The following is a 12,450-nucleotide window of genomic DNA, read 5'->3' on the forward strand; positions in this document are numbered from 1 at the left end:
TCACCGAAATTACTCCTTAGCTATCACGATATCATCAAGACTTTTTAATCTTACTTTTTTCACGGATTCCTCAATTTTTGTAGGGATTTCTTTGATGGGTCTAAGGATTATTGCCTCAATTTGTGAAAAGCCCAGCTTTTTCCTAGCATAAGCTCTGTGGTGACCGTCCAAGATATAATAGTTTCCCTTATGCTCTAGAACTATAACGGGAGCATCGTAACCGTGGGCTATCTCTTGAAGCACTACTAACAGCTTTTTCTCACTCAGCTCCCATTGGGTCGGTATGAGAACATCGAGGGGGAGATACTTGTGCTCTAGTTCAAACGGTACACCATAAAGGGCTTCATTTTCTTTCTTTATCCTCTCTGCTCTTTTAAATGCCTCTTCTCTGGTTATAAGTCTAATCACCTTTAACTCCCCTAACAACTATAAACGCCCCAAAGTTCTTTAGCTTATCGCTGAACTTTTGGTCAAGCTTCTCAGCAAGCCCTAAGAAGGGGAAAAATGAAGGAAAGTATATAATCCCTCTGCTTTCAACGTCTCTAAAACCAGCCTCCTTCATTAGCCTTTCAAGCTCTTTGGGCGTATAAAATCTTGCATAGCGATATGCCGTTTCCACGAAAAGACTTTTTAAGCGCTTGAAGAGAAACCATAAACTTCTACCGTTCATTGTGCCGATGATCGCTTCTCCTCCAGGTTTTAAAACACGATAAATTTCCCCAAGAGCTTTCTCGGGCTTGTGTATAAACTCAAACATTGTAATGCTCAAAACTAAATCAAATGTGTTGTCTTCAAAGGGCAACGAATATGCATCTGCCCTAATGAACTTAACATTTGGGAGCTTTTTTCTTGCTATCTTTAGCATTTCTTCACTTACGTCCACTCCAACAACTTCAAACCCTCTTTTATAGAGCTCCAAGGTATAATTACCAGTTCCGCATCCAAGGTCAAGGGCTTTTCCGCTTTTGGTTTTTATCATAGAGAATACTAACCTTTTTTCCGTTTTATCAACATAACGCCCGACTTTAGTCTTATACCACTCATCGTAGCGAGGGGCGATTTTATCGAAGTATTCCACGTTATACACCCAGCTTGCTCTCTATTGTAAGTTCTTTATCTACTCTCTCATCGATCCTTACACTTATCACAACTCTCTGAGCTCCAGTTTTAAATATTGCTTCGTGGCACTTCTTAATGAGAGCGAGTATTTCATCAATGTCTCCTTCAACAACCGTTCCCATTGGGCACGTCATGTACTTCAATCCGCTTTTTTTGATTACTTCAAATACTGGCTCCAAATACTTCCCTACACTAGGTGATTGCGTACCAAGAGGGAAAATACAAATTTCAGCTACCGCCATGTTATATCACCGGAATTCTTCTCTCTTTCTTTCCCTATTCCATATGTAGTCTAAGAGAGGCCTTATCCTCTCCCAAACTTCCTCAATTCCCCCATGTCCGTTTATCTGCACGTAAACTCCCTGTCCCTTGTAAAATTTAATGATTGGCTCCATGTTGTTGATGTAAATGTCGTACCTTCTAGAAACTATCTCCGGCTTGTCGTCCTCTCTCTGAACCACTTCGCCCCCACAAATATCGCATTTTCCAGGGACTTTTGGTGGGTTGTATTTTATATGGTACACAGCCCCACAGTTTTTGCATATCCTCCTTCCGGAGATTCTCGTTATGCTTTCCTCCTTTGAAATGAAAATGTCTATCGCTAGGTTTATCCTAATGCCGTGGTCGTAGAGGAAGTTCTCAAGGGCTAATACTTGCTCAGCCGTTCTTGGGTAGCCGTCAATGATAAAGTTTTCCCTCTTTCTCCTCAATCTCGAAAGTACGAGGGTATTTATAACGGTATCAGGCAAAAGCTCGCCCCTTTCTATGTATTTCTTCATCTCCAAGCCAAGGGTGTTTCCTTTGTTTATCTCTGCCCGGATTATATCACCGGAGGCTATGTACTCGAGGCCGTATTTCTCAACGATTCTCCTCGAATGTGTCGATTTTCCAGAACCCGGAGGCCCAAAAATCAGAATGTTCATTTGATCACCAATATGGATATATATCTCCAGTGCATTAAAGTATTATGGTGATGCTCCATGCCCAGACTCTCAACCGGATTTGTTAGGGCGAGTGGGTATGCAAACAAAGTTAGAAAAGTTCTCTTCGCCTTAACACGCGGTAAGCTTAACCCCGAGGAAGTTGTAAGAGCGTCAGCCCAGCTAAACCAATACCTCTTTGATAAGCTCCAAGAAATGGGCGTGAAAAAAGAAGACGTCGTAAGAATTTCGATAGAGTTCAACATCAAAAATGGAGAGATAGAGTGGGACTATGACACGCTGAGAATCGAGGTCTACAAGAAAGAGGAAGAGGAAAAGCTTGCGGAGGCTATGAGAGAGGTTGAAGAAAGCGAAAAAGCCCTAGAGATTGCGATAGAGGAGTTGAGCAAACTTTCGGAGAAACTAAGAGAACTCAGCGATGAAATTGCCCAAACTATCGAGAGGCTCAAAAGAGAGCATACATCCCTAAAACTCGAGTTCGAAAAGTAGTTACTCCTCGTATCCTTCACTCTGGTAGCTTTTTCCCTCCATTTTTATCACATAATCAGCTGCATTCTGAAGTGCAATACTAAACCCAGGCTCAACTCCTATAACTACAGTCTCCTTGCCTTTTCTTTTTGCTTCGCTTATTATGGGGAGAAAATCCGCATCCCTCGTAGCCAAGGCTATCACCTCTATATCACTGTTGTATATTAGCTCCATCGCCTCAATGGCAATCCTCACGTCTGTATCTCCGGCAACTATTATGGGCTCAAATCCTTGGTTAACAACTGCCTCAATAAGTCCCTGAGGAGCGTATTGGTTTAAGACAACCTTAGCTACTCTGATTTTCCCAATCTTCTCAAGTGCCTCCTTAATATTTTCGAGCTTAATCCCAAATTCCTTCCTCAGTATGTTAGGACCGTCTATTATCAACCCTATGCTCTTTTGGGGAGTTTCAACTTTTTCTCGCTTTTCTTTTTCCTTAGGCTCTCTTTCTTCTCTTTTCAGTATTCTGAACAGTGCTGTTCTCATCTACCTCACCCCTTTCAAGAATAATTACGTAATCCGCAGCATGTTTTAAAGCGGCACTAAACCCAGGTTCAATTCCAATTATGGCAGTTTCTTTTCCTTTTTCTTTTGCCTTCAAAATTATCGGAAGAAATTCCGCATTTCTCGTTGCCAAAGCAATAATATCAATGTTTGGATTGTATATCTCCCTCATAGCCTCGACGGCAAGTTTCACTCCAGTTTCTCCAGCAACGATTATCGGTTCAAAACCTTGATTTGCAACCGCTTCAATAAGCCCCTGAGGAGCGTATTGGTTCAGAATGACTTTCGCTACCCTTATATTGCCGAGTTCTTCCAATGCTGCAACAATATCCTCAAGGTGCACATTGAACTCCTTTCTAAGGATATTTGGCCCATCTATAAGGAGGGCAATCCTTTTTCCTCGCTGAATTTTCTTCCTCATCATTGCAATACTTTTAACTCCTTCCTTTGTCATGGAGACTATTTTCTCCCAATTGCTGGGCATCGTTATCACCTCAATCAGTATGAAAACTCTACATGGAAAAGTTATGGCTTTAAAGTATAAAAAACTTAAGGAAACGGCCGGACGAAAGGATTATAAGCAATGAAAGTCTAGTAAAAAACATGAGCAGAATCCCTTTTTATCTTAGGGAAAGACTTGATGAGATAAGGCAGAGGATATTGTTTGAAACCTATGAAGCCCAAAAACTCCCAAAATGGGAACAGGTAGTCCTTACCTGGATCGCACTCTTCTCCTTCTGGATAGTGATAAGTGGGAATACACAGAGTGAGAATTTATTCATTGGGGGAATAGCAACTCTGGTAATTTCTCTTTTCATGTATGAAATGCTCACCGAAGATATAAGGCAGACGGGCCACATTGTAGAGAAGATTCTTTACATAAGTCTCTTTGTCATTCCTCAGTACCTTTTTATCATGGCATTCCGGTTAATAGAGAGCAACTTCAAAGTAGCAAAACATGCCATATTAATGGACATAAATCCGGGGATAATAAAGATCAAGACCGACCTGCATTCAGATACTGGAATAACGATTTTAGCAAACTCTATAACCCTCACCCCCGGGACTTTAACCCTTGACGTCGACAAAAAACTCGGGGAAACTTATCTTTACGTGCATTGGATAGATGTTGAAACGCTCAACAGAGAGGTTGCGGGTGAAAAGATTAAGGGGGACATCGAAGCATGGTTGAAGAAAATCTTCTGGTGAGTCCTTTTGGATGGGGCGCAGTAGTGCTAGTGATTACTTCTCTGGTTTTATCGTATCGCGTACTGTTTGGACCAACCTTAGCTGACAGAATAGTCGGCATCAACACCGTAACAACAAAAACCGTAGTTATATTGGCAATATTTGCTTTCATAGCAAAAGAGTACTTTTTCTTAGATCTTGCAGTTGTTCTTCTCATGGTTAACGCTGTGGGAGGGCTGATATTAGCAAAGTACATGGAGGGAGCAAAGTGATAGAATACCTCCTTCTTCTCCTTGGAGAGTCCATAATGATATTCGGAACTCTCGGGATACTCCGCTTTCCCGATGTGTATACTCGTCTTCATGCGGCAACAAAGTGCGATACTGGCGGAGCAATGAGCATTCTCATAGCCCTAGCAATTGCTTCAGAAGCTTCCCTACTGATTAAGCTAAAATTCCTCGTGCTGGCGTTTTTAATCGCCCTAATAAACCCCATGGTCTCCCATGCAATAGCGAGAGGAGCCTATAAGTATGGAATAAAACCAAAAGTTGTGGTGGATATGTATGCCTGGGATAATCCTTGACGTACTTCTCTTAACCATGATTATCCTATCAATTGCCGTGATAGAAGAGGAAAACCTAGTTAGTGCAGTTGTTAAATACGCCTTTCTCAGCCTAGCCTTTGTTCTTGTGTTGACCCTTTTAAAGGCTCCCGACGTTGCCCTTTCTGCCATTGTTGTAGGAGCGGTTGTCATAGGCGTGTTTCTCTTTACGATTCGGGAGGTGGAAAAGTGAAGCGATTAGCTGCCATTCTTTTACTCCTAGCTCTTGCTTATGTTTTCACTGGCTTGGATTACTCCAAAAGTGAAGGGGGAAGTTACGAGTACTATATCACTAACTGGAAAGAAGTTGGAATTCCCAATTTAGTAACGGCAATCTTGGCGGATTGGAGGGCATACGATAGTTTAGGAGAAGCAACTCTCCTTTTTACAGCAATTGCGGGCTTTTACCTTCTTCTGGGAGGGAAGAAAAAATGAAGATGAGCTTGATAGTGCGAACAACAACGAAGCTCATAAGCCCGTTTCTAGTGGCTTATTCCGCTTATCTAATGCTCTATGGTCATTTAAGTCCGGGAGGAGGATTCCAGGCGGGGGTTATATTAGCGGTCAGCATTATCCTCTTGATAACCTCTCATGGTTACAACAGGGTTAGAAAAACCTTCAAATTCTGGGAAGTTCAGCTCATCGAAGGGATCTCGGGGGAATTTTTAGCCCTCCTAGCAACAGCAGGTGTGTTCTTCGGTGGATTTTTCTACAACTTTTTGCGAGGAGGAGAGCTCGGCTCCCTTATAAGTGGTGGAATAATCCCCCTATTTAACATAGGCGTTGCATTGAAGGTTGGAGCGGCATTTACGTTCATGTTTTACATCCTGCTGAGGTGGGTGGAACGTGATTAACCCCGAACTTGCTGGAATTATAATAATCCTCATAGGACTTTATGGCCTCATGACAAAGGAAAACCTGATCAAGATAGTCCTGTCCATAAACGTAGTGTCCATAGGGCTCGTCCTCTTCTTTATTGGGACTGGCTATGTAGAAGGAGGGGACGTTCCAATAATGCCCAGAGAAAAAGTTGTCGATCCTTTACCCGCTACCCTTATGCTTACCACTCTCGTTGTTGATGTTGCCATAACTTCCCTTGCGTTGGCATTAATCCTAAAGATGAGGAGGGAAGAAGAATGATCCCCATTATTGTTGCATTTCCCCTTATTATGGCATTTTTAACCTCCATCCTTCCAGCTTTAAGGAGAGAGAGGTTTTCCAAGCATCTGTTCCTAATTGGCATGCTGTCCCCATGGCTTATTCTACCCCAAATAATCAATAACCTCCCCTCCAATGAAGTTGTCGGAAACTGGAGCAGAGTCTCTGGCATTGAGGTTGCCGTAGATGCTTATAACATCCCCTTTATAGTGGCAGAGCTTATTCTCTCTGCTTTTGTTGCCCTCTATGTGTGGAGCTATTATCCAAGAAAAATTGAAAACAAGGCCTATGTCCTTATCCTCCTTCTTCATTCAGGACTCCTGGGAGCTTTTATAAGCAGAGACCTCTTCAATTATTATATCTACATGGAGATAGCATCGGTAGCAAGCTTTGCTCTTGTGGGAATTTCAAAGGAGAAAGGAGCAAGGAGGGCAGCTTTCAAATACACGGTCTTTTCCCTTCTGGCTTCATACATTTTCATCTTGGGGATAGGGATTATCTACCTGAAAACAGGCTACCTGAACCTAGCCCTTATAAAAGAAAACCTGAGAATGTCGAGAGAGATTAACGCAGCTTTAGCACTATCTTTTACATCTCTGCTCTTGAAGAGTGGCATCTTCCCTCTGTACTTCTGGCTTCCAGACGCTCATTCTAAGGCAGATGCTCCAGTAAGTGCCTTGCTTTCCGGCCTTGTAGTCAAAGCTCCTGCATACGGGATGATTCTTCTCACATTGACGTTCCCAATCAATAGTTTCGTGCAAAAAACGTTGCTTTCTCTGGCGTTCCTTTCTATGTTTTTTGGGATAGGCATGATGCTTCTTCAGAAAAATTCAGAGAGACTTTTGGCTTATTCCACAGTATCCCAGATGGGATATGTACTTCTCGGAATAGCCCTCTTAAATCCTTTGGCCGCAGCTTACTATGCCTTAGCCCACGCCCTCTTTAAAGGAGGCCTTTTCCTTAGTGTAGGAAGCTTAGCGGAGCACTATGAAACTCGGGATTTGGAAAAACTATCGTATAGGAATAATAAGATTTTAATGCTTGCAATCGTTTTGCTAAGCCTTGCTATCGGAGGTGTTAGCCCCTTTATCGGAGCATTTGGGAAGGCTATGCTAATTGAGAACCTCAAGGGATTTCTGAAATATGCTTTTTATGCGGGGGGAATCGGCACTCTGGTGTCGTTTACAAAGCTTAACTATTATCTTTCGAAAAGAGGAGAAAAAATCGAAATCCCCAAAAGAAAAGAAGTGATTTCATTATCTCTTGGAATCCTAACACTTCTCGGAGGCATCTACCTCTATCCGCATCTCAGCGTCCTCAAAGACTCAATCAGCCTCGCCATTGCCATCTTTATCTTCTACCTGCTCAGGAAGCTGGGAGTCTTTGAGGTATCCCTTAGGGCTTTTACACCGGAGCAATTCAAAACCCTGGGCAAAGAGATAAATGCTTATATGCTCCTCTTCACTGCTGTATTGCTATTATTTTTATTCAATTTCCTTTAGCGAAACTTCCATAACCTCTTCGATATTTTGTAGTTCTGCGATAAGCTCTTCTTTGCTTATATCCATCTGACTTACATCAACAACCGCAACTATTGCTCCAAGGCCAATTTGCTCCATTTCCTCAGCTTCGCTGAATAGGATGTTAACCCTATGCTTCCCAAGAGTGCCGGTAATTTTAGCCAGAACTCCGGGTTTGTCCTTAACAACGAGTTCAATCTCTACAAGTTCTTTTCCGGGAAGGGCTATCCTTTCGAGGTGAATTTCATTTAGATCGGTATCAATTTCCACTAAGAAGTAAGCGTCTTTAACAAGCCCTACTTCATACGCCCATTCCAGCGGTATCTCTATCTTTCCGTTCTCCTTAATCCTTAAAATTTCATAGTGCCTCATGAGGATAACTAATGCTTCACAAAATAAAAAGCTTCTTCCTTTCTTAGAAAATTTTTTAATAAGGGAAATACCAGAAAGAGTGGAGGTGCACTCGTGGAAATTGGCGTAATTGGGTATGTGTTCACTATAATCGCAATTGCACGGCTTTTTGCTGAGATATTTGAACGCCTAGGTTATCCAGGATTCCTTGGCGAGATTTCAGCGGGTTTAGTATTGGGGAGCTTCCTCGTTTCAATGCCCAGAGAGGAGTTGAATCTTCTCGCAGAACTTGGGGTATTTTTCCTAATGATGTACGCCGGATTGGAGCTCACTCCGGAGGAAGTTCATCTCGGCGGTAAAAAGAGCCTTCCCCTTTATATCCTGACCTATGCCTTGATGACCTTCATAACTCTCCCTTTCACAGATTATACAATCTCCCACGAGAATCTTATAGTAGGTTCAATACTCTCCGTTGCCTCTGCCCCTATAGTTCTAAGATTGTCCAGATTTTTTGGAGGGGACTTTCTACATATAGCCCTATCGTATGCAGTAATAAGCGAAATTGGAGCCCTTGTTAGCCTGTACCTCCTAGTTAACTTTGAAGTTTATCACTTAACGTATTTCGGCTTATTTGTTGAACTATTAAAAGATGGGCTGTTCCTAGGAGTCCTCCTTGGAATAAACTATTTCCTAAACGTCAAGCACAAGGTATTGATAATTCGAGCACTCAGGAATTTAAAGAGTGATGAAGCAGTTTTTGGCCTGGTAATGATTCTCGCAACCTCAATAGCACTTATCAGCGAAATGATTGGGCTTCACTTTAGTATCGGTGCTTTCGTCGTTGGACTTTTGCTTCACAGTGACCTAATAGGAACCAAGCAGTATAAGAGAGTGCACACAATAATATCCGGTGTAACCTACGGTATTTTTGCTCCAATCTTCTTTGCATGGAGAGGAATAAACTTTGAAACTGAATTTTCAGTGGAAGTGGTTTACTTCTTTATCCTAGTTTATATTATCAGACTCCTCCTGACCATGGGGTTCACCTGGAACAAGGATATTAGAAAAACGATAGTAAGGGCAAGCGGAATAGCGAGCTTTGGAGTTCTTGGACTGCTTGTGGGTGAGCTAGGATACGAATATGGAGTGTTAAGTCAGCACCTCTATGCACTGGCATCTTTGGCCAGTATCTTGGGAATGTTCGTCTCCACGACACTTGGAAGAGTTCTCTCGCCTAAAAATTCCTAGCTTTTTCTAGCCTATTTTTGGTTTTAGATCTTTTCAAGACGTTCTAAGGGGATATGGAACAATCTGTCCCTTTTTACAATTATTCTGAGCAAAGGCGAAAGGTTTATAAGCAAACCTACATGTAACACCAAATTGACAGCAGAATTCTTAGTTAAATAAGCTCAAAATCATGATTAACCAGAAAATATATGAAAAAAGAGGAGGTAAACCGGTATGAGCTGGACAACTCCAAAAAAAGCCATTTTACTCGCTGCAAGTGCTGAGGGGGGAACAAAATTAAACGCATTCGATAACGCTTTACTCAAAATGGGGATTGGAAACGTCAACTTGGTAAAGCTCAGCAGTGTCATTCCAGCCCACATCGAGTGGATTGATGAGCTCCCCAAAAATATTCCAATAGGAATGCTCCTCCCCACAGTTTACGCTCACATAGAAAGCGACGAACCAGGATCAACAATTAGCGCTGCTCTTGGTGTGGGGATTAGCGAGGACAACACGGGAGGACTAATCTACGAATACAGCGGCTACTGCACCAAAGAAGAAGCCGAAAGAATGGTAAAGAAAATGGTAGAAGAGGGCTTCAGAGTTAGGGGCTGGAAGCTTAAGGAATTCAAAGCTGCCGTTGCCGAGATAACGGTTAAGGATAAACCTGCTGCCGCCGTTGCGGCCGTTGTTATGCTGCCTTATTGATCTTTCAATTTTCCAAAAAGTAGAGGGAGGTGTTGCGGATGGAGGGAGGTGAAGGCGATGGCTCAAGTAGTCGAAACCCCGATAGGAATGCACGTTGTTTTGGATCTCTACGAATGCGATCCTCAAATACTGGACGACATAGAGAAGATAGAAGAAATACTTACCAAGGCTGCTGAAGTAGCGAATGCGACTATTATTGATAAACGCTTCCACAAGTTTTCTCCTCAAGGCGTTTCTGGTGTGGTTGTCGTTTCTGAGAGCCATATAGCAATTCACACATGGCCTGAGCATGGCTATGCTGCCGTTGATGTTTACACGTGCGGGGATCATACAATGCCCCTTAAGGCGAGTGAGTATATTATCAAAGAATTAAAATGCAAAAAACCAACTGTTGTAAAGCTCGATAGGGGGCTTCTCTTTAAGGAGTGATCTCTTTTCTTTTATTACCCTCCTCAAATCTGATTTTTTGTTGAATATTAAGCAAACTGGAGGCAAAAGTTTAAAAGACATCTGATAAGCTTTCAACCGAGGTGAGCATAATGGAATTCATCGAGTGGTATCCCAAGGGATATGGCGTGGGATTTAAAGTTGTTTCAAAAATAACTGAAGTAGAGAGCGAATATCAGAAGATAGAGCTTTATGAGACTGAGGGTTTTGGAAAACTTCTTGTAATTGATGGTACCGTCCAGCTCGTTGAACATGGCGAGAGAAGTTATCACGAGCCATTGGTTCATCCTGTCATGCTCGCCCATCCAAATCCAAAGAAAGTTCTCGTCATAGGAGGGGGAGATGGGGGAACTTTAAGGGAAGTGCTTGAGCACAAGACCGTTGAAAAGGCAGTTATGGTGGAGATAGACGAAAAAGTTGTTGAGATTTCAATAAAATACTTGAAAATCGATGGAGGACTTCTGGAGAGAGCTCTCAAAGGAGAAGAGCCAAGAGCAGAGCTCATAATAGGGGATGGCGTTGAATACATGAAGAGGCACAAAGATCACTTTGACGTCATAATCGTGGACTCAACGGATCCTGTTGGCCCTGCGAAGCTGTTGTTCAGCGAAGAATTCTATAGAAATGCATACGAAGCTCTGGGAGAGAGAGGCTTGTACATTACACAAGCGGGAAGCGTTTATCTCTTTACAGATGAACTTCTTGATGCCTACAAAAACATGAAGAAGGTCTTTGATAGGGTTTACTACTTCAGCTTTCCCGTAATAGGCTATGCTTCTCCATGGAGCTTCTTAGTTGGAGTTAAAGGCGACATAGACTTCACAAAGACCGATCTAGATAGGGCGAAGAACCTTAACTTGCAGTATTATGACCCAGAAAGGCACGAAACTCTGTTCCAGATGCCGAAGTACGTTAGAGAGCTCCTTGAGGGCAAAGCCTGAACTTTAGAGTACTTTTTTTGCTTCTTTTTGGAAATTTTCCATAAATTCTTCCATTTTGGAGAGAATGGAATTTAAGGCTTCTTTTGGTGCTTTGGCCTTGTAGATATAACCGAGCCATCCTCTGTTTACCATCTCCCTCTCCACCAGTCCAAGTTCAAGAAGGTGCTTGAGCTTTTCCCTGACAATTCTCTCGGATAAATCAAGCTTTTTTGCAATCTGTCTTGGCGTTAGCTGCTCCTTTAAGAGAAGGGAATATATTTTAATCTCCGAGCTTGTAAGCTCGAATTTTTCAAGGGTTTTTGTGAACGCTCTCAATAGCTCCTCCATTTCCATCACTATGAAGGTTTTTCTTCATACGTATTCACAATTTAGTGAAAACACTTATAAACCTTTCTGGGAAGGTGTTGAGTGGTGATGGTATGCTAAAGGCCGTAATAAAAAACACCAGGATAGTCGATGGTAAATCGTTCATAGGAATGGGCCTGCTCGGCTTGTTAATGAACTTTAGGCATAATCCCGATTTCAAAGGTGCTATTATACTTGTAATTTCATTAATATTATATGTTGCATACGCATTTGCCATAAACAATTGTTTCGATGTTGACACCGATTTAAAAAATCCCCAAAAGAGGAACAAAAACCCAGTGGCAAGTGGGGAACTTAGCTTTAGGATGGGTATTATCTCTTCAGCCCTAATTGCAGCTCTGGGAGTGTTATTTGCGTTTTTCCTTAGTTATAGAGAGTTCATGATCTACATTTCAATGTTGTTGTTGGCTACTTTTTACTCAGCACCGCCGAGACTTAAAGCAAAGCCCATCGTAGATGTAGTATCACACGGGATATTTTTCGGAGCAATGCCCTTCATTTATGGTGCATACTTCGATGGGATTTTAACAAAGTATGAAATTGCAATAGCGATAGCTCTTCTTCTGTATTCATTCGCAATGGAGCTCAGAAACCATCTTGAGGACTATGAAAGCGATTTAAAAGCAAATTTAAAGACTACTCCAATTGTCATTGGCAAGAAATTATCTGAGAAGCTTATATTGGCGTTTTCGGGTCTTTCAATAGCTCTCCTCTTAACACTTCTCAACATCCCCTTTGGAGCCCTTGGGATAGCGATTGTAGGAGTTAGGGCGAGTTATAGACTCTTTGATGTTGTTGTCGTTTTTCTGCTACTCTTTCATGCTTTGAAAGCATTGCTGGGTGTATAG

At 42.1% G+C, this 12,450-nt stretch carries 22 protein-coding genes; 14 read left to right on the top strand and 8 right to left on the bottom strand.

Annotated elements, in window-relative coordinates; translation table 11 throughout:
- Positions 1-9: 9 nt before the first annotated feature.
- From NF859_RS05360 to NF859_RS05375, 4 genes are read right to left on the bottom strand one after another with little or no spacing between them, the layout of a single operon-like run.
- Positions 10-408, bottom strand: a complete 399-nt coding sequence (locus NF859_RS05360; protein ID WP_252743339.1) for a ParB/RepB/Spo0J family partition protein — start codon at positions 406-408, stop codon at positions 10-12.
- A complete protein-coding gene (locus NF859_RS05365) occupies positions 401-1,078 on the bottom strand; it encodes a class I SAM-dependent methyltransferase (RefSeq protein WP_252743340.1) in 678 nt (225 codons plus the stop codon). The genes NF859_RS05360 and NF859_RS05365 overlap by 8 nt, the downstream gene beginning before the upstream one ends.
- Before the next feature lies 1 nt (position 1,079).
- Entirely contained in the window at positions 1,080-1,361 is a 282-nt protein-coding gene (locus tag NF859_RS05370; RefSeq protein WP_252743341.1) for an MTH1187 family thiamine-binding protein, read from the bottom strand.
- 6 nt (positions 1,362-1,367) lie between these two features.
- The gene (locus NF859_RS05375; protein WP_252743342.1) at positions 1,368-2,042 is read right to left on the bottom strand and encodes an adenylate kinase; all 675 of its coding nucleotides are present in this window, start codon (positions 2,040-2,042) and stop codon (positions 1,368-1,370) included.
- A 57-nt stretch (positions 2,043-2,099) separates the two neighbouring features.
- On the opposite strand from NF859_RS05375, the gene NF859_RS05380 reads away from it, so the two are divergent.
- Positions 2,100-2,549, top strand: coding sequence for a single- stranded DNA-binding family protein (locus NF859_RS05380; protein WP_087037803.1), 450 nt, complete (start codon positions 2,100-2,102; stop codon positions 2,547-2,549).
- Here the strand turns inward: NF859_RS05380 and NF859_RS05385 are convergent, their stop codons facing one another.
- Positions 2,550-3,074: a TIGR00288 family NYN domain-containing protein gene (locus NF859_RS05385; RefSeq protein ID WP_252743343.1), complete on the bottom strand. Its 525-nt coding sequence runs from the start codon at positions 3,072-3,074 to the stop codon at positions 2,550-2,552.
- Positions 3,025-3,576 (bottom strand): TIGR00288 family NYN domain-containing protein, encoded by a 552-nt coding sequence (locus NF859_RS05390; RefSeq protein WP_252743344.1) that lies wholly within the window; start codon positions 3,574-3,576, stop codon positions 3,025-3,027. The genes NF859_RS05385 and NF859_RS05390 overlap by 50 nt, the downstream gene beginning before the upstream one ends.
- A 119-nt stretch (positions 3,577-3,695) precedes the next feature.
- Here NF859_RS05390 and NF859_RS05395 point away from each other — a divergent pair, with 119 nt between their 5' ends.
- From NF859_RS05395 to NF859_RS05430, 8 genes are read left to right on the top strand one after another with little or no spacing between them, the layout of a single operon-like run.
- A complete protein-coding gene (locus NF859_RS05395) occupies positions 3,696-4,301 on the top strand; it encodes a Na+/H+ antiporter subunit E (protein WP_252743345.1) in 606 nt (201 codons plus the stop codon).
- The gene (locus tag NF859_RS05400; RefSeq protein WP_252743346.1) at positions 4,277-4,552 is read left to right on the top strand and encodes a monovalent cation/H+ antiporter complex subunit F; all 276 of its coding nucleotides are present in this window, start codon (positions 4,277-4,279) and stop codon (positions 4,550-4,552) included. The genes NF859_RS05395 and NF859_RS05400 overlap by 25 nt, the downstream gene beginning before the upstream one ends.
- Entirely contained in the window at positions 4,549-4,863 is a 315-nt protein-coding gene (mnhG, locus tag NF859_RS05405; RefSeq protein WP_252743347.1) for a monovalent cation/H(+) antiporter subunit G, read from the top strand. Before NF859_RS05400 ends, mnhG begins: the two co-directional genes overlap by 4 nt.
- Entirely contained in the window at positions 4,844-5,074 is a 231-nt protein-coding gene (locus tag NF859_RS05410) for a hydrogenase subunit MbhD domain-containing protein (RefSeq protein ID WP_252743348.1), read from the top strand. Before mnhG ends, NF859_RS05410 begins: the two co-directional genes overlap by 20 nt.
- Complete coding sequence (locus tag NF859_RS05415; protein ID WP_252743349.1) at positions 5,071-5,316, top strand: Na(+)/H(+) antiporter subunit B; 246 nt, start codon at positions 5,071-5,073, stop codon at positions 5,314-5,316. Before NF859_RS05410 ends, NF859_RS05415 begins: the two co-directional genes overlap by 4 nt.
- Entirely contained in the window at positions 5,313-5,735 is a 423-nt protein-coding gene (locus NF859_RS05420) for a Na(+)/H(+) antiporter subunit B (protein WP_252743350.1), read from the top strand. The genes NF859_RS05415 and NF859_RS05420 overlap by 4 nt, the downstream gene beginning before the upstream one ends.
- Positions 5,728-6,021 (top strand): cation:proton antiporter subunit C, encoded by a 294-nt coding sequence (locus tag NF859_RS05425; protein ID WP_004066204.1) that lies wholly within the window; start codon positions 5,728-5,730, stop codon positions 6,019-6,021. The genes NF859_RS05420 and NF859_RS05425 overlap by 8 nt, the downstream gene beginning before the upstream one ends.
- On the top strand, positions 6,018-7,541 hold the full coding sequence (locus NF859_RS05430; protein ID WP_252743351.1) for a proton-conducting transporter transmembrane domain-containing protein: 1,524 nt from the start codon (positions 6,018-6,020) through the stop codon (positions 7,539-7,541). Before NF859_RS05425 ends, NF859_RS05430 begins: the two co-directional genes overlap by 4 nt.
- Here the strand turns inward: NF859_RS05430 and NF859_RS05435 are convergent.
- Positions 7,524-7,931, bottom strand: coding sequence for an ACT domain-containing protein (locus NF859_RS05435; RefSeq protein WP_252743352.1), 408 nt, complete (start codon positions 7,929-7,931; stop codon positions 7,524-7,526). The two genes, NF859_RS05430 and NF859_RS05435, sit on opposite strands and share 18 nt — an antisense overlap.
- Positions 7,932-8,024: 93 nt before the next feature.
- Between NF859_RS05435 and NF859_RS05440 the strand changes: the two genes are divergently transcribed.
- The 4 genes from NF859_RS05440 to speE all read left to right on the top strand — a co-directional run bounded on the left by NF859_RS05440 (position 8,025) and on the right by speE (position 11,236).
- Entirely contained in the window at positions 8,025-9,158 is a 1,134-nt protein-coding gene (locus tag NF859_RS05440; RefSeq protein WP_252743353.1) for a cation:proton antiporter, read from the top strand.
- 213 nt (positions 9,159-9,371) lie between these two features.
- Entirely contained in the window at positions 9,372-9,848 is a 477-nt protein-coding gene (locus NF859_RS05445) for a pyruvoyl-dependent arginine decarboxylase (RefSeq protein WP_004066199.1), read from the top strand.
- A gap of 57 nt (positions 9,849-9,905) precedes the next feature.
- Complete coding sequence (speD, locus tag NF859_RS05450) at positions 9,906-10,277, top strand: adenosylmethionine decarboxylase (RefSeq protein ID WP_252743354.1); 372 nt, start codon at positions 9,906-9,908, stop codon at positions 10,275-10,277.
- A 110-nt stretch (positions 10,278-10,387) separates the two neighbouring features.
- Entirely contained in the window at positions 10,388-11,236 is an 849-nt protein-coding gene (speE, locus tag NF859_RS05455) for a polyamine aminopropyltransferase (protein WP_252743355.1), read from the top strand.
- A gap of 3 nt (positions 11,237-11,239) precedes the next feature.
- Here the strand turns inward: speE and NF859_RS05460 are convergent, their stop codons facing one another.
- Positions 11,240-11,569 carry a helix-turn-helix domain-containing protein gene (locus NF859_RS05460; protein ID WP_232194566.1) on the bottom strand — a complete coding sequence of 110 codons (330 nt, stop codon included), beginning with the start codon at positions 11,567-11,569 and terminating at the stop codon, positions 11,240-11,242.
- An 86-nt stretch (positions 11,570-11,655) separates the two neighbouring features.
- Between NF859_RS05460 and NF859_RS05465 the strand changes: the two genes are divergently transcribed.
- Positions 11,656-12,450: a UbiA prenyltransferase family protein gene (locus NF859_RS05465; RefSeq protein ID WP_252743356.1), complete on the top strand. Its 795-nt coding sequence runs from the start codon at positions 11,656-11,658 to the stop codon at positions 12,448-12,450.

This window comes from Thermococcus alcaliphilus (assembly GCF_024054535.1).
Taxonomy (GTDB): domain Archaea; phylum Methanobacteriota_B; class Thermococci; order Thermococcales; family Thermococcaceae; genus Thermococcus_A; species Thermococcus_A alcaliphilus.

What these genes read in the sequence shown, in the direction of transcription:
- NF859_RS05435 (WP_252743352.1), bottom strand. Translation starts at nt 7,931, where the DNA reads ATGAGGCACTATGAAATTTTAAGGATTAAGGAGAACGGAAAGATAGAG.
- NF859_RS05445 (WP_004066199.1), top strand. Translation starts at nt 9,372, where the DNA reads ATGAGCTGGACAACTCCAAAAAAAGCCATTTTACTCGCTGCAAGTGCT.
- NF859_RS05395 (WP_252743345.1), top strand. Translation starts at nt 3,696, where the DNA reads ATGAGCAGAATCCCTTTTTATCTTAGGGAAAGACTTGATGAGATAAGG.
- NF859_RS05400 (WP_252743346.1), top strand. Translation starts at nt 4,277, where the DNA reads ATGGTTGAAGAAAATCTTCTGGTGAGTCCTTTTGGATGGGGCGCAGTA.
- NF859_RS05420 (WP_252743350.1), top strand. Translation starts at nt 5,313, where the DNA reads ATGAAGATGAGCTTGATAGTGCGAACAACAACGAAGCTCATAAGCCCG.
- speE (WP_252743355.1), top strand. Translation starts at nt 10,388, where the DNA reads ATGGAATTCATCGAGTGGTATCCCAAGGGATATGGCGTGGGATTTAAA.
- NF859_RS05410 (WP_252743348.1), top strand. Translation starts at nt 4,844, where the DNA reads ATGCCTGGGATAATCCTTGACGTACTTCTCTTAACCATGATTATCCTA.
- NF859_RS05460 (WP_232194566.1), bottom strand. Translation starts at nt 11,569, where the DNA reads ATGGAAATGGAGGAGCTATTGAGAGCGTTCACAAAAACCCTTGAAAAA.
- NF859_RS05465 (WP_252743356.1), top strand. Translation starts at nt 11,656, where the DNA reads ATGCTAAAGGCCGTAATAAAAAACACCAGGATAGTCGATGGTAAATCG.
- NF859_RS05430 (WP_252743351.1), top strand. Translation starts at nt 6,018, where the DNA reads ATGATCCCCATTATTGTTGCATTTCCCCTTATTATGGCATTTTTAACC.
- speD (WP_252743354.1), top strand. Translation starts at nt 9,906, where the DNA reads ATGGCTCAAGTAGTCGAAACCCCGATAGGAATGCACGTTGTTTTGGAT.
- NF859_RS05370 (WP_252743341.1), bottom strand. Translation starts at nt 1,361, where the DNA reads ATGGCGGTAGCTGAAATTTGTATTTTCCCTCTTGGTACGCAATCACCT.
- NF859_RS05375 (WP_252743342.1), bottom strand. Translation starts at nt 2,042, where the DNA reads ATGAACATTCTGATTTTTGGGCCTCCGGGTTCTGGAAAATCGACACAT.
- NF859_RS05390 (WP_252743344.1), bottom strand. Translation starts at nt 3,576, where the DNA reads ATGCCCAGCAATTGGGAGAAAATAGTCTCCATGACAAAGGAAGGAGTT.
- NF859_RS05380 (WP_087037803.1), top strand. Translation starts at nt 2,100, where the DNA reads ATGCCCAGACTCTCAACCGGATTTGTTAGGGCGAGTGGGTATGCAAAC.
- NF859_RS05385 (WP_252743343.1), bottom strand. Translation starts at nt 3,074, where the DNA reads ATGAGAACAGCACTGTTCAGAATACTGAAAAGAGAAGAAAGAGAGCCT.